Genomic DNA, 18815 nt, shown 5'->3' on the forward strand with positions numbered 1-18815 from the left:
GGTGCCGCCATATTTGCGGCTGGTGCCGGCGTCCGCCTGCTGGAACGCCTCGAAGATCAGCTTCTGCTTCTCCGGAGGAATGCCGATGCCGGTGTCGGTCACCTCGAAGGCGATCACGGCCGGCGCTGTGTTCAGCACGGGATGATCCGTGCTCCAGCCGCCGAGTGCGCCCTCGACCTTCAGCCGCACGCCGCCTTCTGCGGTGAACTTGAAGGCGTTGGAGAGCAGGTTCTTCAAGACCTGCTGCAGGCGCTTGGAATCGGTGACGATGCTGCGCGCGAGGTTCGGATCGACGTCGATGTTGAACGACAGGTTGCGGTTCTCCGCCTCGTGGCGGAACGGCCGCCCGACGGTCTCGAGCAGGTTCGAGGTCAGGATCTCCTCGGCGTCGACCGTCACCGTGCCGGACTCGATCTTGGAGAGATCGAGGATGTCGCTGATGAGGTTGAGCAGGTCGGTGCCGGCGCCGTGGATGGTGCGGGCGAACTCGACCTGCTTGGGCGAGAGGTTGCCGTCCGGATTGTCGGTGAGCTGCTGGCCGAGGATCAGGATCGAGTTCAGCGGCGTGCGCAGCTCGTGGCTCATATTGGCGAGGAACTCGGACTTGTACTTCGAGGTCAGCGCGAGCTCGGTCGCCTTTTCCTCCAGCGCGCGGCGGGCCTGCTCGATTTCCTGGTTCTTGCGTTCGACCTCGACGTTGCGCTCGGCGAGCTGCTGCGCCTTCTGCTCGAGCTGGTCGTTGGTCTGCTGCAACTCGCGCTGCTGGGTCTGAAGCTCGCCGGCGAGCTGCTGCGACTGCTTGAGCAGGCCTTCGGTCTGCATCGTCGCCTCGATCGAGTTGAGCACGATGCCGATGGAGTCGGTGAGCTGCTCCAGGAACGTCATCTGCGAGGTCGTGAACGAGGCGAGCGAGGCGAGCTCGATGACGGCCTTGACCTGACCTTCGAACAGAATTGGCAGGACGACGAGGTTCTTCGGCGCGACGCGGAACAGCGCCGAGTTGATCTGTACCACGTCGGACGGAATGTCCGCGACCACGCGCTGCCGCTTGTCGAGCCCGCACTGGCCGATCAGGCCTTCGCCGAATTGCAGTACGCGTTGATACGGGTAAACGCCGTCGCTGGCGTAGGAGGCGAGCAGCAGGAGCTGCGGATTGTCCTCGTTCTCGACCTGGTAGATCACGCCGGTATGGGCGTTCACCAGCGGCGACAGCTCGGTCAAGAGGAGGCGGCCGACGGTGGCCAGATCGCGCTGGCCCTGGAGCATGTTGGTGAATTTGGCGAGGTTGGTCTTGAGCCAGTCCTGCTCGGTGTTCACGTCCGTCGTGAGACGGAGGTTCGTGATCATCGTGTTGATGTTGTCTTTCAGCTCCGCGACCTCGCCGCGGGCGTCGACCTGGATCGAACGCGTCAGGTCGCCCTTGGTCACGGCGGTCGCCACTTCCGCGATCGCGCGCACCTGCGAAGTAAGGTTGGCCGCGAGCAGGTTGACGTTGCCAGTGAGATCCTTCCAGGTGCCGGCGGCGCCGGGCACGTTGGCCTGACCGCCGAGGCGGCCCTCGACGCCGACCTCGCGCGCCACCGACGTCACCTGGTCGGCGAAGGTCGCGAGCGTCTCGGTCATGTTGTTGATGGTGTCGCCGAGCGCTGCGACCTCGCCCTTCGATTTCACGGTGAGATTCTGCTTGAGATCGCCGTTGGCGACCGCGGTGACGACCTTGACGATGCCGCGCACCTGCTCGGTCAGGTTCGCCGCCATGAAGTTCACGGTGTCGGTGAGGTCCTTCCAGGTGCCTGCGACACCCGGCACCTGCGCCTGGCCGCCGAGCTTGCCCTCGGTGCCGACCTCGCGGGCGACGCGCGTGACTTCGCCGGCGAAGGCGTTGAGCTGGTCCACCATGGTGTTGATGGTGTTTTTCAGCTCGAGGATTTCGCCCTTCACGTCGACGGTAATTTTTCGCGACAGGTCGCCGCGCGCCACGGCGGTGGTGACCTCCGCGATGTTGCGGACCTGTGTGGTGAGATTCGCAGCCAGCAGGTTGACGTTGTCGGTGAGGTCTTTCCAGGTGCCGCCGACGCCGGGCACCACGGCCTGACCGCCGAGCCGGCCTTCGGTGCCGACCTCGCGCGCCACGCGCGTCACTTCGGCGGCGAAGGAGCGGAGCTGCTCGACCATGGTGTTCAGGGTGTCCTTCAAGAGAAGGATCTCGCCACGCACGTCCACGGTGATTTTCTTGGAGAGGTCGCCGCCGGCGATGGCGGTCGCGACCTCGGCGATGTTGCGGACCTGCGCCGTAAGGTTCGAGGCCATGAAGTTGACGTTGTCGGTAAGGTCCTTCCAGGTGCCGGCGACGCCGGGCACCTCGGCCTGGCCGCCGAGCTTGCCTTCGGTGCCGACCTCACGGGCGACGCGCGTCACCTCGCCGGCGAAGCCGTTGAGCTGGTCCACCATGGTGTTGATGGTGTTCTTCAGCTCGAGGATTTCACCGCGCACGTCGACGGTAATCTTGCGCGACAAGTCGCCGCGCGCCACGGCGGTGGTCACTTCGGCGATGTTGCGGACCTGGGCGGTGAGGTTGCCCGCCATCGAGTTCACGCTGTCGGTGAGGTCCTTCCAGGTGCCGGCGACGCCGGGCACGTTGGCCTGGCCGCCGAGACGACCTTCGGTGCCGACCTCGCGCGCCACGCGCGTCACCTCGCCCGCAAAGCGGTTGAGCTGGTCGACCATCGTGTTCAGCGTGTCCTTGAGCTGAAGGATCTCGCCGCGCACGTCGACGGTAATCTTGCGAGACAGGTCGCCGCCGGCGATGGCGGTTGCGACCTCGGAGATGTTGCGGACCTGGGCCGTGAGGTTGCCCGCCATCGAGTTCACGCTGTCGGTGAGATCCTTCCAGGTGCCGGCGACGCCGGGCACTTCGGCCTGACCGCCGAGCTTGCCTTCGGTGCCGACCTCGCGGGCGACGCGCGTCACTTCGCCGGCGAAGGCGTTGAGCTGGTCGACCATGGTGTTGAGCGTTTCCTTCAGCTGAAGGATTTCGCCCGACACGTTCACCGTGATCTTCTTGGACAGGTCGCCCTTGGCCACGGCGGTAGCGACTTCGGCGATGTTGCGGACCTGGCCGGTCAGGTTGGAGGCCATCGAGTTGACCGAGTCGGTCAAGTCTTTCCAGGTACCGGCGACGCCACGCACCTGCGCCTGGCCACCGAGCTTGCCTTCGGTGCCGACCTCGCGGGCGACGCGCGTCACTTCGCCGGCGAAGGCGTTGAGCTGGTCCACCATGGTGTTGATGGTGTCCTTCAGCTCCAGAATCTCGCCGCGTACGGTCACTGTGATCTTCTTCGACAAGTCGCCGCCGGCGACCGCGGTCGTCACCTCGGCGATGTTGCGGACCTGCGCGGTCAGGTTCGAGGCCATCGAATTGACGCTCTCGGTGAGGTCCTTCCAGGTGCCGGCGACGCCGAGCACGTTGGCCTGACCGCCGAGCCGTCCCTCGGTGCCGACCTCGCGGGCGACGCGCGTCACTTCGCCGGCGAAGGCGTTGAGCTGGTCGACCATCGTGTTCAGCGTTTCCTTCAGCTGAAGGATCTCGCCCGACACGTTCACTGTGATCTTCTTGGAGAGGTCGCCGCCCGCGATTGCGGTCGCGACGTCGGCGATGTTGCGGACCTGCGCGGTCAGGTTCGACGCCATGAAGTTGACGTTGTCGGTGAGGTCCTTCCAGGTGCCGGCGACGCCCGGCACCTGGGCCTGACCGCCGAGCTTGCCTTCGGTGCCGACCTCGCGGGCGACGCGCGTTACTTCCGACGCAAACGAGTTGAGCTGGTCCACCATGGTGTTGATGGTGTCCTTCAGCTCCAGGATTTCGCCTCGCACGTCGACGGTGATCTTGCGGGACAAGTCGCCGCGCGCCACGGCCGTAGTGACGTTGGCGATGTTGCGCACCTGTGCGGTCAGGTTGCCGCACATCGCGTTCACGGAGTCGGTGAGGTCCTTCCAGGTGCCGGCGACGCCGGGCACGATCGCCTGGCCGCCGAGCTTGCCGTCAGTGCCGACCTCGCGGGCGACGCGCGTCACTTCGGAGGCGAAGGAGCGCAGCTGGTCCACCATCGTGTTGATGGCTTCCTTGAGCTGAAGGATCTCGCCGCGGACGTCGACGGTGATCTTCTTGGACAAGTCGCCGTTGGCAACCGCGATCGTCACCTCGGCGATGTTGCGAACCTGGTCGGTCAGGTTGTTCGCCATCGAGTTGACGCTCTCGGTCAGGTCCTTCCAGACGCCGGTCACCTCCGGCACTTGGGCCTGGCCGCCGAGCTTGCCTTCGGTGCCGACCTCGCGCGCGACGCGCGTCACCTCGGAGGTGAACACGCCGAGCTGCTTGATCATGGTGTTGACGATGGTCGCCGACTGCAAGAATTCGCCGCGCAGGGGGCGGCCGTCGACGTCGAGCTTGACGGTCTGGAGCAGGTCGCCTTGCGCGACCGCGGCGACCGCCCGCGTCACCTCGCGCGTCGGCCACAACAGGTCATCGATCAGCGTATTGACCGAGCCTTCCATGTCGGCCCAGGAGCCGCTGGCGAGACCGAATTTCACGCGCTGGCGGGTCTTGCCTTCGCGTCCCACCACTTGCCCGACCAGCTCGAGCTGCTGCGCCATGCGCTGGTTGGCGGCGATGATTTCATTAAAAGTGTCGGCGATCTTGCCGTCGATGCCGAGATAGTCGCCGCTCATCCGCACGGAAAAATCGCCACTGCGCATGGCTTGCAGCACGAGCAGCAATTCCTGCCGGGAATCGGGCTCTGATGTGCCGTTGGTGGTTCGTTTCGGGATGCGACGGCCGGATCGTGAAGGTCCGGGATCAAGGTCGCTCATTCTCAACTCCCCCCGCAGGTTGCGCCACCGAATCCGGTCAAAACGCAGCATCCGAAATAGAACGTCAGCCAAATTCCAAATCAAGCGGCAACCTTGCGGCCCAAGAAAATGGAACCTGCCTCGCTCAGCCCGGCCAAATAAACGGCTGTTCGCGCAATTGGTTCCTTTCCGGTTCCAACAAAGTTCGGCCCTCGGACGGGTCCGCATCCGGCCGCCGGTTTCGGAACGGAGGACCGGCGGCTGCTGTTAGTCCGCAGGAAGAGGGAGAGCTCATATGAAAGCCGGACTTGCAGTCCTTGTGGTAACGATGTTTGCCGCCGGACCAGCGCTCGCACAGGGCGGCGCGCCCAGCGGACGCGGGGCCGCGACCGGCGATCCCGCCGCAAGCTCTGCGACCCCCCGCGCGGAGTCCCCGACCACGGGAGCGGCGACCAGGCCAAGCCGAAGCGGCAGCGGCACCTCGACCTCCGGCGGCAAGGACGACAATGGCGATCGGGGTCGGGACAAGATGCCCGAGAGCGACCGCACGGTGCGGCCGGAGAGCCAGCAGCATCATCCACAAGACAAGTAGATCCGCTACTTGTCCGCCATGGTGTGCTCGGCGTTCCTGAGTTGTGAACGCAGGATGGGCAGGTGCTCGCGGGCGAAGGTTGCAAGCGCAGCATTGTCGGGCGCGAGCAGATAGCGCTCAAGCAGGGCGACGGCAGATTCGTATTCGGGGATCTGGGCCGCGTAGAAGCTTCTGACATAGGCGGGTCCGTCCGAATTTTCGGGCTGGGCCAGGCTTGCGCCGGCCAGCGTCCTCTTGCCGACGCGTGTCTCGGCGCCGATTGCCTGCTGAATGTCCTTCAGGGTTCTGTCGCGCTTGGCCGCCTCCTCGGCGCGCAGGGCGGCGAGGTTCTTGACCTCTGCATTGCCTTTCAGATCGGTGCTTTCCAGCAGGCCGTGCTGGAAGCGGCTGAATGCGTAGAGGCCGCTGATGACATCCGTTGCGGTCGGCGTAGGATTGCCGCGCATCCGCTCGCCGGTACTGTCGGCAAACGCCGTGGTGCTGATCAGCAGCAGGACTATCGCGACGAGACTTCGCATGGATTTGCAATGACCTATCCCGCGCGAAGTTCCGGCAAGCGTTACGATCTGGAAAGGGACGGTTGCGGAACACGGGTTCCGTGCCCACGTCCCTTTCATGAAGCAATCTGACATTTTCAGGGATAACGCTGAGAACTGCCTGCAGCTCGCCGAGCGCGCTCAAGGGCGACCCGCCTATAAGCGCTATTCGCGCATGGCGGAGGCCTGGATGGAGCTGGCCGAAGAGCAGGATTGGCTCGATGGCGAGATTCCGCCTGTAACGGTCCGCGTTCCTCGAAAGCAGGACGCCTGACCGCTCTCGCTTTGGTGAATCTGCGTGTGAGACCGCGCACGGAATGACGGCGACAAATCGACAATCATTCGGGACCGGTCGATCGCGTTGATTTTTGACTCCAGAAGGAGGGTTTTCCGATGGCTCCACGTCTGGCTCTTCTCTCGCTCGTTCTCGCCTTCGGCGTCTCGGTCGCATTCGCGACGGTAACGACAGTCCGCCAGGTCCATTTGGCGCATACGCCTTCGTCGCTGCACGCAGCGCATAGTTAGTCTCGCGCTTGCTCTCGCAGCGCCTGTCGGAACATTCGACGCTCCGGCGCGTAGGCGCTGCAGGACATCAGCAAAAGCGAGGGAGCATCATGGCGCATTCCGACCATGGCATCGTGAGGGACAAGCGGGCGGAGGACCAGCCGCGCGACAAGCAGCGTGCGCAGACCGTGCATAAGTCGAATCCAAAGGGCTCACCATCGCGCGAGGCGACGCGCGACCCCAAGCTCAACGACAACAGCAAGACGCCGGGCTCCGGCATGGCGCCCGATGATTCCGGCGACGCGCCGACCGGCTAACTGCGAGGAACGAATTTACGAACCGAGAGTCGACTGATTGCTTCCGGCTGTCATGCCCCCGGTGCGCCGGAAGCAATCTCCAAGGGCCCTGGCACTCCCGTGCCGGGGCCGCTTGCTTGTGGGGCCAAGGAATCAATCCTCAGTGTCGGAGTTCCCCTGGATGTGCCCCCCGGGTCCGCGACCGAAGACGCCAAAATTGCTCGACTTGACTCCGGCGCCTGCATCCACGCCCGCGGCGGCAAGGCCGAGCTTGAGCAGCTCGCGCACGGCTGCCGCGCGGGTCGGCATACGGTGTTTGAACCGGAAATCGTCTACGGCGGCCAGCTCTTCCGGCGAGAGCATCACTTGAAGCCGCTCGGCGCGAAGGTCGTTCATGGTCAATCACGCAAAATGTGCAAGTTGAGTAGTTTGCTCAACGATTCAACTTAGCCAGGGTTCCTCAGAACTCGACAAATTTGGCAAATGAGCAAAAATACCAAATAAAATCAATAAGTTACATTGAAACGACTCGCGCGATTGCGCATTCTATTGGAAAGGGAGAGAGGCCATGACGGACGAAGTCAGGTTACCTCGCAAACTTTCCGAAGAACCCGAAGCGCCGAAGCCGCTACGCGAAAGCCATCGGAAGGTCATCGAGCAATTGGAGCGCTGGGCCAACAGTCCCGGCCTGCAGCCACCAAGGACACGCGATGAGAAGACGATCTGAACCGCACACATTCGAACAGCGTCTCGCGGCGCAGAGGCGACGGCTCGAGCACGAACTGACACGCCTGCCTGATGGCAGTGAACGTGACGCTGTGGCGACGCGGATCGAGCAGCTTCAGGCAGCCGCCGAGATGCATGAATTCCTGTCGGTACGGGAAGAGGCTGGGGTTGTCCGCTGATCGCGGCCGGTGCCCGCGCGGATGATTGAATACGGTACGAAGCTTTCGCCTGATCCACCAAGCCGACACCGAAATGATGGCCCACGTCACCAGCGCAGCAATGAAGGCGCCGACGACGCTCGCCGTCACGGTAACATGAAAGACGGCTGCGAATGCGACGAGACCGATGCTGCCGAGCGCCGCGCCGGCGGCATCGAGCGCTGCCGCCTCCTGTCCGCGGCGGCGCCCGCTGAGTCCGGCCTTCTCCTTCGCGCGCCGCTCGTGGCTTTCGATCAGTGTCGCGCTGACGCAGAAGATGGCGGGAAGCGCGAGGAAGAGCCCGCCAACCGACACGCCGAATCGCGCACCGACCGCGCCGGTGAGGACCGTCGCCAGCCCGCCGAGCGCGAAGCGAATGCCGTATTCGTACCAGTACGTCTGTTTCAGTGCGGTCAATGACAGCTTGATCAGCATCAGGCGGCGCCTCCGAAACCGGCGAGCAGACCGAAGGCGATCGCAAGCCATGCAGCGAGGGCGGCGATGGTGGCGGGGAGCGCCGGGAGACGAGATCTCATCAGCAAATGGCAAACGACGACGCTGTAGCAGCCGAGCGCTACCGCGCCGTAGATCATCGTCCAGCTTTCAGCCGCGGCGTAGCTCGGGCCGTGCTGCACGACGGCGATGCCAAGGGTTACCAATGCGACCGAGGGCGCGGCGCCCAGGAGTCCCGCGAAGCTCTTGGGCCGCAGCATATCGCCCAGGATTGCGAAGGCGGAGGCGATCATGCCGCCAGCAATGAAGCGCAGGAGATACTCGGTCAAGGCCTTGTCCGCGACGTGAGGCGACTGCGGCGCGGTCTCGTCAGCGTCGGCGGTCGGAGCAGCCTCTCGACCAAGACACCGAGTGAGAAGCCGGCGACCACGTCGCTCGCCCAGTGCGCGAGCAACGCGACGCGCGTCAACGACAGCAGCACCGCGACGGAGCGCACCAGGCGGCGCGGCCCCGTCGGGAGCAGACCGGCCGCCGAGGCGAGCGCACCCATGTGTACGGCGTGGCCGGAGGGAAACGCATCGTTGGGTCGACCGGAGAAGGGGACTCCGCGCCGATGGCCGCGAATCGTGAGCCGATCCGGCCTGGTCTGATCGAACACGGATTTCAGCACGTGCGGCAGCACTGCCGTTGCCAGCGAAACCGTCAGGATGTGATTTGCAACGGGACGCTCTTCGGGACGCTGGAACTGGACGTAAAGCCAACCCGCGGCCGCCAGCGCGAGCAGCACATGCTCGTCCGCGCCCCAGGTCAACGTCTCGGCGGTCCGTTCGAGCTTCGAATTGGTATGATCCGCGATCTCATGCGCGATCGCAGTATCGATCCGCGTGGGTTTGATCGTTACGAGTGCCATCGATCCAGGCTCGGCGAGCTATCTTCCTTGGCAGTAACGCCTAGTCCGTCGGGTTGCGACCGGTGCGCGGGTTGATCGGATCGGTCGGCTTGCGCCGAAGTCCCTCCGGGAGAAACGGCTCGCTCCGCAAGGCTGTGGGCTCGGCGCGCGCGTCGGCGTGGCGTTGCGCCCGCTCATGCGGTGTCTTGTTGTCGTTGAAGTGCCGCTTCACATCGACGCCGTCGACGGGGTCGTTGACGCCGTGCTGGATATCGCGGAAGTCGCTCATGGTTCACCTCATTCGTTTCCCACCTTGAAACTGCAAGAACCGCTCGTTTCCAGCTATGTTCCTGCCGAGCGCGGAACGTGTTCCCGGAACGATCGAGCGCATATCCTGTTGGCCCATAGATTGACCGAGCGGAGCATTGAAACGATGGACCAACGCGAACTGGACCAAAAAGAGACGGGCCGCTTGATCGGGAGCGACAAGGTCGAGGGAACATCGGTCTATGGTCCGATCGCAATAGGATCGGTTCGATCGAGCGCGTTATGATCGACAAGATCAGCGGCAGGGTGTCCTACGCCGTGCTTGGCTTCGGTGGTTTTCTGGGCCTTGGCAATGATCACTATCCCTTGCCCTGGCAGTCGCTGAAATACGACACCGAGCTCGGCGGCTACGTCACCGGGATCACCGCCAAGGCCCTGGAAGGCGCACCGAAATATGGTGAGCGAAGCGACTGGAACTGGGCCGATGACGCTGCGCTGCGCGGCATCAATGCCTATTACGCTGTTCCCGTCGCATAGCGCCTTAGAGTTGAGAGCGAGAATCTGATGAGCAAGGAACGGCCCAACGACGATCCGCGACAGCAGAACGATTGGGGATCTCACTCCCAGACGAAGAAGCCCTCAAGGAGAAGCCGGAGAAAGAGCAGAGGTCCGGCGAGGCGAAGCCGGATCTTGAAAAATGGCATGAGACGAACACGCACTGACACTCGCGCGTTGATGGTGAAGGCACGGCGTTTGGAATGCCGCGCCTTTCTTGTGAGCAAGGCATTCACGAATGCCTGCGGTGCTCCAGGCGCCGGAACGATGTTTCCCCGCTGCGGTTAGGTCCGGTGCGCGCGAAGTTGGCGCCGGCTCAATCCCCGATAAAGGTGCTCATCGTGGATGCTCAAACCCGGGAACGCGGGCCGTCCGCGGAGCAGCCGCAGCGGACGAAGGACGCTCCGAATAACTCGCCCGACAAGACCCGCGAGGGCGCGGACCGGTCGCAAGAGCAAGCGAAAACGCCGTCGCTGCGCGACCGGTTTCGCGAGCACTGGCTGCTGACCACGGTCGGCGCCATCGTGCTGCTCGCCGCGCTGGTCGGCGGTCTCGTCTACTGGCTCCAGACCCGCCACTATGAATCAACTGACGACGCCTTCGTCGCGGCGCGCAGTTTTTCCGTGGCCTCGAAGGTCGGCGGCTACGTGATTGATGTTCCGGTTACGGACAACCAGCATGTCAATGCCGGTGATCTCCTCGCCAGGATCGATGAGCGCGACTACAAGATCGCCGTCGACCAAGCCGCGGCACAGGTGGAAGTCTCGAAGGCGAACATCGCCAATGTCGAGGCACAGATCGATTCACAGCAGGAGCAGATCAAGCAGGCGAAGGCCCAGCTTGAACAGGCGCAGGCCCAACTCCAATTCTCGCAGGAAGAGTTTTTGCGCGCCGAGGACCTCGTCGAGAAGGGCGCCGGCACCGTGCAGCGTCAGCAGCAGACCCGCTCCGATCTCGGGGCGCAACAGGCCAATACCGAGCGCGCGAAGACCGCCGTGACCGCGGCGGAAGTCGGCATCAAGACGCTTCAGGCGCAGCTTGAGGGCGTGAAGGCCCAGCTCCAGCAATCGCAGGCGCAGTTCGATCAGGCCAGGCTGAATCTGCAATACACCGACGTCGTTGCCGCGCAGTCCGGCCGCGTCGTCAAGCTCAACGGCGCCAAGGGCACCTTCGTCACGGCGGGGCAGAGCCTGATGATGTTTGTGCCTGACGAGGTCTGGATCGTCGCCAACTACAAGGAAACTCAGCTCAGCGACATGCGGCCGGGCCAGCCGGTCGAGATCCGCATCGATGCCTATCCCGGCCGCAAGCTGACCGGTCATGTCGATTCCGTGCAGCCCGGCTCGGGTACCGCGTTCAGCCTGCTGCCGGCGGAGAACGCCACGGGCAACTACGTCAAGGTGGTGCAGCGTGTGCCCGTGAAGATCGTGGTCGACAACTGGCCGTCCGATCTGCCGATCGGCCCAGGCATGTCGGTCGTGCCCTGGACCAAGGCACGATGACTGACATCGCGCAAGGCGGTGCCTCCGCCGGCGGCTGGTCGCCGGAACGTTCGGCGGCCGGAGGGCACAATCCTTATCTGATAGCTTTCGTTGTCTCGATCGCGACTTTCATGGAGGTGCTCGACACCACGATCGCCAACGTGGCGCTGCGCCACATCGCCGGCGGGCTCGCCGTCGGCCTCGACGAGAGCACCTATGTCATCACCAGCTATCTCGTCGCCAACGCCATTGTGCTGTCGATCTCCGGGTGGCTGTCGACCGTGATCGGCCGCAAGCGCTTCTACATGATGTGCGTGGCGACCTTCTCGGTCGCTTCGCTCTTGTGCGGCTTCGCCTGGAATCTCGAGGCGCTGGTGCTGTTCCGCATTCTTCAGGGCCTCGGCGGCGGCGGCATGGCGACCAGCGAGCAGGCGATCCTCGCCGACTCCTTTCCGCCCCACAAGCGCGGGCAGGCTTTCGCCATCTACGGCGTCGCCGTCGTGGTCGCACCGGTGATCGGTCCGACGCTCGGCGGTTGGATCACGGACACCTATTCCTGGCACTGGGTGTTTCTGATCAACGTGCCGATGGGCCTGATCTCGCTGTTTCTGGTCGGCACGCTGGTCAAGGAGCCGTCGGGTGCGGAAGAGGAGAGGGCGGAGCTCCTGAGCAAGGGCCTGCGCGTCGACTATGTCGGCTTCCTGCTGGTCGCGATCGGCCTTGGCTCGCTCGAATTCGTGCTCGACGAAGGCCAGCGCAACGACTGGTTCGGCTCGAACATGATCGTGGCCTTCACGCTGCTCGCGGCCGTATCCCTGATCGCGCTGATCCCGTGGGAGCTGACGCGCGAGGATCCCATCGTCGACATCCGCCTGCTTGGCCGGCGGCAGTTCGGCGCCTGCTTCCTGGTCATGCTCGGCACCGGCGCGGTGCTGATCTCGACGACCCAGCTCATCCCGCAGCTTCTGCAAACCGAGCTCGGCTATACGGCGATGCTCGCCGGTCTTGCGCTGTCGCCCGGCGGCGTCGCGACGCTGGTGTTGATGCCGGTCGTCGGGCGGCTCGTGAGCGTGGTGCAACCGAAATATCTCATCATGGCGGGTGCCGCGATGGTCGCCTTGTCGATGTGGCATCTCACCGGGCTCACCGGCGACATCACCTACGGCTATGCGGCCATGGCGCGCATCTTCCTGGCGATGGGCCTGCCGTTCCTGTTCCTGCCGGTGACGACGGCATCCTACGACGGCGTGCCGCCGGACAAGACCAACCAGGCCTCCGCGCTGATCAACGTCGCCCGCAACATCGGCGGGTCGATGGGCGTGGCGCTGGCGCAGACGATTTTGGCGCAGCGCCAGCAATTCCATCAAAGCCGGCTGATCGAGCACGCCGCGCCGTCCGATATCGGCTATCAGCAGAGCATCGACGCGATGACGCGCTTCTTCGAGGCGCAAGGCTCAAATGCGACGGACGCCGCGTCACAGGCGATCGCCTGGGTCGGCAAGACCTTGCAGCAGCAGGTCGACCTTCTCGCCTATATCGACGTTTTCTGGACGCTGGCCATCATCGCGGTGCTGATGATCCCGACTGCCGCGGTGCTGCGACCAATCGACCTGCGCGCGCCGGCGCGGGGGCATTGAGGCCCCAACGTCGTCCTGACTTTCGCCAGGACGACACCGGAAATGTCGGATCTCCCCGGAGCATTAGTTAGTCTGAAAAAGGAACTAACTTGAAGGATAAGGGAGATTTCGCGATCCGCATGGTATCTGGTTCCAAAATTTGACAGTTCTGTTTTAGAACTATAGCATCCCGTTCAATCACACAGCCTGCGCGCGACGTTGATCCTAGCGTCGCGGCATTCACCGGAGGAGGCGACGTTGCCCAAGCGAAACGCCACAGCCGCCGTCATTGGCGCCGGCGACTACATCGGTGCCGAGATTGCCAAGAAGTTTGCCGCCGAGGGCTTTTCCATCTTCGCCGGCCGCCGCAACGGCGACAAGCTCGCGCCGCTGGTCAAGGATATCGAGGCCGCCGGCGGCGAGATCCACGCGCGCTCACTCGATGCGCGCAAGGAGGAGGAGATCATCTCCTTCCTCAACGACGCCGACAAGCACGCGCCGCTCGAGGTCTGCATCTTCAACATCGGCGCCAACGTCAATTTCCCGATCCTCGATACCACCGAGCGCGTGTTTCGAAAAGTTTGGGAGATGGCCTGCTATTCCGGCTTCCTTGCCGGCCGCGAAGCCGCGCGGCTGATGCTGCCGCGGGGCGGCGGCAACATCTTCTTCACCGGCGCGACAGCGTCCTTGCGCGGCGGCAGCGGCTTTGCCGCGTTCGCCAGCGCCAAGTTCGGCTTGCGTGCGGTAGCGCAGGCGATGGCGCGCGAACTGGGACCGAAGAACATCCACGTCGCGCATCTCATCATCGACTCCGGCGTCGATACGGCTTGGGTTCGGGAGCGCCGAGAGCAGCTCTGGGGCAAGGAGGCGCTCGACAATCCCGATCTCCTGATGCCGCCATCTTCGGTCGCGGACGCCTATTGGCAGCTCTATCAGCAGCCGAAGAGCGCCTGGACCTTCGAGATGGAGATCCGGCCGTTCGGAGAGAAGTGGTGACCGCGGCGCAAAAGTCCGGCTAGACTGATCCGAACGCGAACCAAAACTCCGGGAGGCCACTACGTGAAGACCGCGATCACCGAACTGTTTGGCATCGAGCATCCGATCATCCAGGGCGGCATGCATTTCGTCGGCTTTGCCGAGCTGGCCTCCGCCGTCTCCAATGCCGGCGGGCTCGGCATCATCACCGGGCTCACGCAGAAGACACCGGAGCTGCTCGCCAAGGAGATCGCGCGCTGCCGCGACATGACCGACAAGCCGTTCGGCGTGAACCTCACGTTTCTGCCAACCTTCTCGGCGCCGCCTTATCCGGAGTACATCGCGGCCATCGTCGAGGGCGGGGTGAGGATCGTTGAGACCGCGGGCCGCAGCCCTGAGCAGTACATGCCGGCGATGAAGGCGGCCGGCATCAAGGTGATCCACAAATGCACCTCGGTGCGCCACTCGCTCAAGGCCGAGCGGATCGGCTGCGACGCTGTCAGCGTCGACGGCTTCGAGTGCGGCGGTCATCCCGGCGAGGACGACATCCCGAACATGATCCTGCTGCCGCGCGCGGCGGAGGAGTTGAAGATCCCCTTCGTCGCCTCGGGCGGCATGGCCGACGGGCGCAGCCTCGTCGCCGCGCTGTCGCTGGGCGCGTCCGGCATGAACATGGGCACGCGCTTCATCGCCACCAAGGAAGCGCCGGTGCATCAGAACGTGAAGAATGCGCTGGTCGCTGCGACCGAGCTCGACACCCGCTTGATCATGCGCGCGCTGCGCAACACCGAGCGCGTGCTGAAGAACGCCAATGTTGAGCGCCTGCTGGAGATCGAGCGTGAGAGGGGCGGCAAGCTCAAGATCGACGATATCCACGACCAGGTTGCGGGCATCTATCCGAAAGTCATGATCGACGGAGAGATGGATGCGGGCGCCTGGAGCTGCGGCATGGTCGCGGGCCTGATCCATGACGTTCCGTCCTGCAAGGAACTCGTCGATCGCATCATGGGCGAGGCGGAAACCATCATCCGCAGCCGCCTGCTGGGGTTCCTGGACGGGACCGGTGCGGCGCGAAAGGTCGCCTGACCGTCCGTACAGTCTTAACCCTGGCGGCAATTGGCCGCTGGAATTGCCCGAGGCGCCTCCTAAATAGGGATAAATTGTCCCTATTAATCAAGTTTCAGGAGGCGTCCGTGGTCCTGAAAGGCGCTCACTTTGCTCTAGCTGCCGCCCTCGTGCTCGCGTGGGGTGGCATCTCGCGCGCCGCTGACTACAAGCCCGACGAATATCTGGGCCTCGATCTATCCAAGGCCGTGCTGTCGCCGAAGCGGCTCGGGCCGGAGACGCAGTTCGCGCCGGTCGCGCTCGAGGCCCGTGGCGGCAATGACGCGCAGGCGCGCATCGAACCGATGGACGTACCGAAGAAGGTTGCGGCCGAGCGCGTGCACGTGCCGGCGCCGAAGGTCGCTCGCGCCAAGAGCGCCCAGCCACGCGGCGCCGCGCGCACCAAGCTCGCGCAGCGTCACGGCAACCCGCTGGACGCGCAGGCGATGGACACCCGTATCCAGACCTGGCCGTGCCGTTCCGGCGGCATCTGCAACTGGAAGCGCTAGAGCGTTGACGATGTTGCTTCACCTCGCCCCGCTTGCGGGGAGAGGTCGGAATTCAAGCGCAGCTTGAATTCCGGGTGAGGGGGACTCTCCGTGAGTCTAACTCTCATCGTCCCTGAGGAGACTCCCCCTCACCCCACCCCTCTCCCCGCAAGCGGGGCGAGGGAGCGCACTCTTGCCACGGCTGCAGCCCGGCGGACACGTCATCCGCGCGTCGCAAAACCGTAGGCATGGAGTCAAGAAACCGTAAGGATAGGAGTCAAGGAGCGCAGGCACCTTCCGTCGCGATTCGACGAAGGTCTCCTGAATGGCAACGCTCCGCGCTTCGCGCGCATGGACCCGGCGACAATTCCTGAACCGCTCCGCCTCCACTCTCGCCATTGCCTCGCTCGGCACGCTCGCCACCCCCTACATCGGCCGCGCCGCCGACCGTCCGCAGATCGCGGGCGGCATCCAGTCGGGGGACGTATCGGACGGGTCTGCCGTGATCTGGGCGCGCGCCGATCGCCCTGCGCGGATGCAAGTCGACTATTCGACCGTCGAAAGCTTCAAGACCATTCTTGCGACGGCATCAGGCGATGCGTTGCCCGAAGCCGACTTCACCTCAAAACTCCTGCTGAATGACCTGCCGTCCGGGCAGGACATCTTCTACCGTGTGCGCTTCGACGACATTGCATCGGGCATTGCCGGCGAAAGCCGCATCGGCCATTTTCGAACTGCGCCGGCCGCAGGCCAGTCGGTCTCATTCGTGTGGTCCGGCGACGTGGCGGGGCAGGGCTGGGGCATCGATATGTCGCGCGGCGGCTATCGCAGCTACCGCACTATGCTCGACAATCGCCCGGACTTCCTCATCCATTCCGGCGATCACATCTATGCCGACTGCACCATCCCCTCCGAACAGAAGCTGCCGAACGGCGAGCTCTGGCGCAACGTTGTGACCGAAGAGAAGTCAGAGGTCGCGCACACGCTGGCGCAGTTTCGCGGCAACTACAAATACAATCACCTCGACGAGCATTTTCGTGCCTTCCATGCCGAGGTGCCGATGTTCGCGCAGTGGGACGATCACGAGGTCACCAACGACTGGTCCCCGACCGGCAGCTACGACGCAGCCGGCTATGAGGCCGATGGCACGCCGCGCCTGGTCGCGCGCGCACGCCGCGCCTTCTTCGACTTCATGCCGATCCGCGATATCGGGACGCCGCTGCGCCGGGTCTATCGACGCATTGCTTACGGCCCGCTGCTCGACGTCTTCATGATCGACATGCGCAGCTTTCGCGATGGCACCTGGAACAAGGGTGATGACCATCGCGGCTGGATTCTTGGCGCCGAGCAGCTCGCCTGGCTGAAGCGGGAGCTCGCCGCTTCGCGCGCGACCTGGAAGGTGATCGCGGCCGACCTGCCGATCGGCCTGATCAGCCTAGACGCGGTCGCACTCGGCGATGGCGCGCCTGATCGGCGCGAGCATGAGATTGCCGACCTTCTCGCGTCCATCAAGCGCGCCGGTGTTCGCAACGTCGTCTGGCTCACCGCCGACATGCACTACACCGCCGCGCATTACTATGATCCGAACAAGGCGCAGTTCAGCGATTTCGAGCCGTTCTGGGAGTTCGTCTCCGGCCCCCTGCACGCCGGGACCTGGGGCCCGGGCGAGCTCGACAACACCTTTGGCCCAGTCGCGATGTACCAGAACGGATGCAGCGAGGCGCAGGGCGAGAATCTTGCGCCCTGCTTCGGACTACAGTTCTTCGGCCGCGTCGACATCGATGGCGAGACTGCGGTGATGACCGTGACGCTGAAGGATGTCGACAACCGCGACCTCTGGTCAGTGGACATCGTGCCGCACCCGCAACCACGTCCGGCCGTGGTGGCGCAGCATTCGTAAGGGACGGGGAGCTATCACCACGAGCGTCACGGCCCGGGCAAGACGTTGGGGAAGCTCCTAACCCGATCTTGATTGGCCGCCTCGCGGCCGCCGCGCTATAGTATTCGCTCCCGCCACCTCTTTTCCATCACCGAAGAGTCTGCTCACGCGGCGCCGCCGCGCGTTCGGCGGAATACGTCAGGAGCTTTTCATGGATAATCTGAAGACCCAGGGCATCAGCCTGCCCAAGCTAGGCCTCGGCACCTTCCGCATGGAGGGCGATGCCTGCCTTGCCGCGGTCGAGAGTGCGCTGTCACTCGGCTATCGCCATATCGACACCGCCGAGATGTACGCCAATGAGGAGGCGATCGGCGCGGCGATTGCGGCTTCCCGCGTGCCGCGCGGCGAGCTGCATGTTACGACCAAAGTCTGGTACGAGAACCTAAAGCCCGACGCGATTCACCGTGCCTTCGACGCCAGCCTGAAAAAACTCCGACTCGACCATGTCGACCTTTATCTCGTGCATTGGCCGTCCAAAGCCGCGAACTGGGGCGCGGTGTTCGAGGCGCTGATGGAGCTGAAGGAGGAGGGGTGCACGCGGGCCATCGGCGTCGCCAATTTCCCCACCGCGCTGCTCAAGACCGCCATCGAGGACATCAAGGCTCCGATCGCCTGCAACCAGGTCGAATATCACGCGATGCTCGATCAATCGAAGGTGTTGGCCTATCTCGCGGCCAAGTCGATTCCGCTGGTCGCCTATTGCCCGCTGGCGCAGGGGCGCTTCGCCACAGATCCGGTGCTGAGCGAGATCGGCGCGAAGCACAACGCGACTGCCGCGCAGGTGGCGCTGAAATGGCTCGTCGATCAGGATGGCGTCGCTGCGATCCCGAAGGCGTCGCGGCGCGAGAGCCAAGAGGCCAATCTTGATGCGCTGAAGATCACACTCGACGATGCCGACCGCAGGAAGATCGCCGCGATGCCGAAGAACATTCGCTGCGTCGATCCAGCTTTCGCGCCGGCCTGGGATTAGGTGTGTCCGTGCCTGACGTTTCGGACATGCAAAGAAATGGCCCCTCATGGGGCCATTTCCACGTTGCGCATTAGTAGTCCATGTGGCGATGGCCGCGCTTGATCACCACGACGTTGTCGCCGTGATGGCGCCAGCCGCGATGCATGCCGTAGTCGCGATGCTCGCGGAATTCGGCCCGGGCGCCGTAAGGGCCGTGATGATGGCGCTTGATCACCACCGTCTCGGCACTCGCCAGCGTCGGCGCCACGATCGCAAGCGCACCGAGAGCCGCGACGACGTAGCCAAGCTTCTTCATGATGTCCTCCTCCAGTTGAACGCAAATGAGAACTGCGCTTGCGCGCGAACGTTCCGGAGGAGCTGCGGGAGAATTCTGAACGGA

17 protein-coding genes and 2 pseudogenes are annotated in these 18815 nt (G+C 64.1%); 11 read left to right on the forward strand and 8 right to left on the reverse strand.

Features of this window, described 5'->3' with window-relative positions; translation table 11 throughout:
• Window positions 1-4869 (reverse strand): HAMP domain-containing protein (locus AXW67_RS19670; RefSeq protein ID WP_245315636.1); only part of this gene is annotated, 4869 nt, incomplete at its 3' end.
• A gap of 274 nt (window positions 4870-5143) precedes the next feature.
• Here AXW67_RS19670 and AXW67_RS19675 point away from each other — a divergent pair.
• The gene (locus tag AXW67_RS19675) at window positions 5144-5440 is read left to right on the forward strand and encodes a hypothetical protein (RefSeq protein WP_063679188.1); all 297 of its coding nucleotides are present in this window, start codon (window positions 5144-5146) and stop codon (window positions 5438-5440) included.
• Window positions 5441-5445: 5 nt separating this feature from the next.
• Here the strand turns inward: AXW67_RS19675 and AXW67_RS19680 are convergent, their stop codons facing one another.
• Complete coding sequence (locus AXW67_RS19680) at window positions 5446-5958, reverse strand: DUF4142 domain-containing protein (RefSeq protein WP_063679189.1); 513 nt, start codon at window positions 5956-5958, stop codon at window positions 5446-5448.
• Between the two features lie 97 nt (window positions 5959-6055).
• Here AXW67_RS19680 and AXW67_RS19685 point away from each other — a divergent pair, with 97 nt between their 5' ends.
• Window positions 6056-6250 carry a hypothetical protein gene (locus tag AXW67_RS19685; protein ID WP_063679190.1) on the forward strand — a complete coding sequence of 65 codons (195 nt, stop codon included), beginning with the start codon at window positions 6056-6058 and terminating at the stop codon, window positions 6248-6250.
• A 340-nt stretch (window positions 6251-6590) separates the two neighbouring features.
• Window positions 6591-6797 carry a hypothetical protein gene (locus AXW67_RS19690; protein ID WP_027553713.1) on the forward strand — a complete coding sequence of 69 codons (207 nt, stop codon included), beginning with the start codon at window positions 6591-6593 and terminating at the stop codon, window positions 6795-6797.
• 132 nt (window positions 6798-6929) lie between these two features.
• On the opposite strand, the gene AXW67_RS19695 is transcribed toward AXW67_RS19690, so the two are convergent.
• The 5 genes and pseudogenes from AXW67_RS19695 to AXW67_RS19715 all read right to left on the reverse strand — a co-directional run bounded on the left by AXW67_RS19695 (window position 6930) and on the right by AXW67_RS19715 (window position 9330).
• Window positions 6930-7172 carry a hypothetical protein gene (locus tag AXW67_RS19695; protein WP_027553712.1) on the reverse strand — a complete coding sequence of 81 codons (243 nt, stop codon included), beginning with the start codon at window positions 7170-7172 and terminating at the stop codon, window positions 6930-6932.
• A 527-nt stretch (window positions 7173-7699) separates the two neighbouring features.
• Window positions 7700-8134, reverse strand: a pseudogene (locus AXW67_RS19700) (DUF3147 family protein); the annotation flags it as partial.
• Window positions 8134-8481, reverse strand: coding sequence for a DUF3147 family protein (locus AXW67_RS19705; RefSeq protein WP_063679191.1), 348 nt, complete (start codon window positions 8479-8481; stop codon window positions 8134-8136). The gene AXW67_RS19705 and the pseudogene AXW67_RS19700, both read right to left, overlap by 1 nt.
• Entirely contained in the window at window positions 8478-9062 is a 585-nt protein-coding gene (locus tag AXW67_RS19710; RefSeq protein WP_063679192.1) for a phosphatase PAP2 family protein, read from the reverse strand. Before AXW67_RS19710 ends, AXW67_RS19705 begins: the two co-directional genes overlap by 4 nt.
• 40 nt (window positions 9063-9102) lie before the next feature.
• Window positions 9103-9330: a hypothetical protein gene (locus AXW67_RS19715; protein WP_063679193.1), complete on the reverse strand. Its 228-nt coding sequence runs from the start codon at window positions 9328-9330 to the stop codon at window positions 9103-9105.
• A gap of 144 nt (window positions 9331-9474) precedes the next feature.
• Here AXW67_RS19715 and AXW67_RS19720 point away from each other — a divergent pair.
• The 8 genes and pseudogenes from AXW67_RS19720 to AXW67_RS19755 all read left to right on the forward strand — a co-directional run bounded on the left by AXW67_RS19720 (window position 9475) and on the right by AXW67_RS19755 (window position 18436).
• Window positions 9475-9845, forward strand: a pseudogene (locus AXW67_RS19720) (PRC-barrel domain-containing protein).
• A 359-nt stretch (window positions 9846-10204) separates the two neighbouring features.
• The gene (locus tag AXW67_RS19725; RefSeq protein WP_063679251.1) at window positions 10205-11365 is read left to right on the forward strand and encodes an HlyD family secretion protein; all 1161 of its coding nucleotides are present in this window, start codon (window positions 10205-10207) and stop codon (window positions 11363-11365) included.
• Window positions 11362-12981, forward strand: coding sequence for a DHA2 family efflux MFS transporter permease subunit (locus AXW67_RS19730; protein WP_063679194.1), 1620 nt, complete (start codon window positions 11362-11364; stop codon window positions 12979-12981). The genes AXW67_RS19725 and AXW67_RS19730 overlap by 4 nt, the downstream gene beginning before the upstream one ends.
• Before the next feature lie 237 nt (window positions 12982-13218).
• Window positions 13219-13956, forward strand: a complete 738-nt coding sequence (locus AXW67_RS19735) for an SDR family oxidoreductase (protein WP_027553705.1) — start codon at window positions 13219-13221, stop codon at window positions 13954-13956.
• A gap of 63 nt (window positions 13957-14019) precedes the next feature.
• Window positions 14020-15021, forward strand: a complete 1002-nt coding sequence (locus AXW67_RS19740) for an NAD(P)H-dependent flavin oxidoreductase (RefSeq protein WP_063679195.1) — start codon at window positions 14020-14022, stop codon at window positions 15019-15021.
• Window positions 15022-15128: 107 nt separating this feature from the next.
• Entirely contained in the window at window positions 15129-15548 is a 420-nt protein-coding gene (locus AXW67_RS19745; RefSeq protein ID WP_063679196.1) for a hypothetical protein, read from the forward strand.
• 304 nt (window positions 15549-15852) lie between these two features.
• Entirely contained in the window at window positions 15853-17427 is a 1575-nt protein-coding gene (locus AXW67_RS19750; RefSeq protein WP_063679197.1) for an alkaline phosphatase D family protein, read from the forward strand.
• Between the two features lie 190 nt (window positions 17428-17617).
• Window positions 17618-18436 (forward strand): aldo/keto reductase, encoded by an 819-nt coding sequence (locus AXW67_RS19755; protein ID WP_063679198.1) that lies wholly within the window; start codon window positions 17618-17620, stop codon window positions 18434-18436.
• Window positions 18437-18506: 70 nt separating this feature from the next.
• Here the strand turns inward: AXW67_RS19755 and AXW67_RS19760 are convergent, their stop codons facing one another.
• On the reverse strand, window positions 18507-18731 hold the full coding sequence (locus tag AXW67_RS19760; RefSeq protein WP_063679199.1) for a hypothetical protein: 225 nt from the start codon (window positions 18729-18731) through the stop codon (window positions 18507-18509).
• Window positions 18732-18815: the final 84 nt, after the last annotated feature.

It is taken from the genome of Bradyrhizobium neotropicale, assembly GCF_001641695.1.
GTDB classification, from domain to species: domain Bacteria; phylum Pseudomonadota; class Alphaproteobacteria; order Rhizobiales; family Xanthobacteraceae; genus Bradyrhizobium; species Bradyrhizobium neotropicale.

What these genes read in the sequence shown, in the direction of transcription:
- AXW67_RS19715 (WP_063679193.1), bottom strand. Translation starts at nt 9,330, where the DNA reads ATGAGCGACTTCCGCGATATCCAGCACGGCGTCAACGACCCCGTCGAC.
- AXW67_RS19710 (WP_063679192.1), bottom strand. Translation starts at nt 9,062, where the DNA reads ATGGCACTCGTAACGATCAAACCCACGCGGATCGATACTGCGATCGCG.
- AXW67_RS19680 (WP_063679189.1), bottom strand. Translation starts at nt 5,958, where the DNA reads ATGCGAAGTCTCGTCGCGATAGTCCTGCTGCTGATCAGCACCACGGCG.
- AXW67_RS19760 (WP_063679199.1), bottom strand. Translation starts at nt 18,731, where the DNA reads ATGAAGAAGCTTGGCTACGTCGTCGCGGCTCTCGGTGCGCTTGCGATC.
- AXW67_RS19750 (WP_063679197.1), top strand. Translation starts at nt 15,853, where the DNA reads ATGGCAACGCTCCGCGCTTCGCGCGCATGGACCCGGCGACAATTCCTG.
- AXW67_RS19755 (WP_063679198.1), top strand. Translation starts at nt 17,618, where the DNA reads ATGGATAATCTGAAGACCCAGGGCATCAGCCTGCCCAAGCTAGGCCTC.
- AXW67_RS19690 (WP_027553713.1), top strand. Translation starts at nt 6,591, where the DNA reads ATGGCGCATTCCGACCATGGCATCGTGAGGGACAAGCGGGCGGAGGAC.
- AXW67_RS19685 (WP_063679190.1), top strand. Translation starts at nt 6,056, where the DNA reads ATGAAGCAATCTGACATTTTCAGGGATAACGCTGAGAACTGCCTGCAG.
- AXW67_RS19695 (WP_027553712.1), bottom strand. Translation starts at nt 7,172, where the DNA reads ATGAACGACCTTCGCGCCGAGCGGCTTCAAGTGATGCTCTCGCCGGAA.
- AXW67_RS19675 (WP_063679188.1), top strand. Translation starts at nt 5,144, where the DNA reads ATGAAAGCCGGACTTGCAGTCCTTGTGGTAACGATGTTTGCCGCCGGA.
- AXW67_RS19730 (WP_063679194.1), top strand. Translation starts at nt 11,362, where the DNA reads ATGACTGACATCGCGCAAGGCGGTGCCTCCGCCGGCGGCTGGTCGCCG.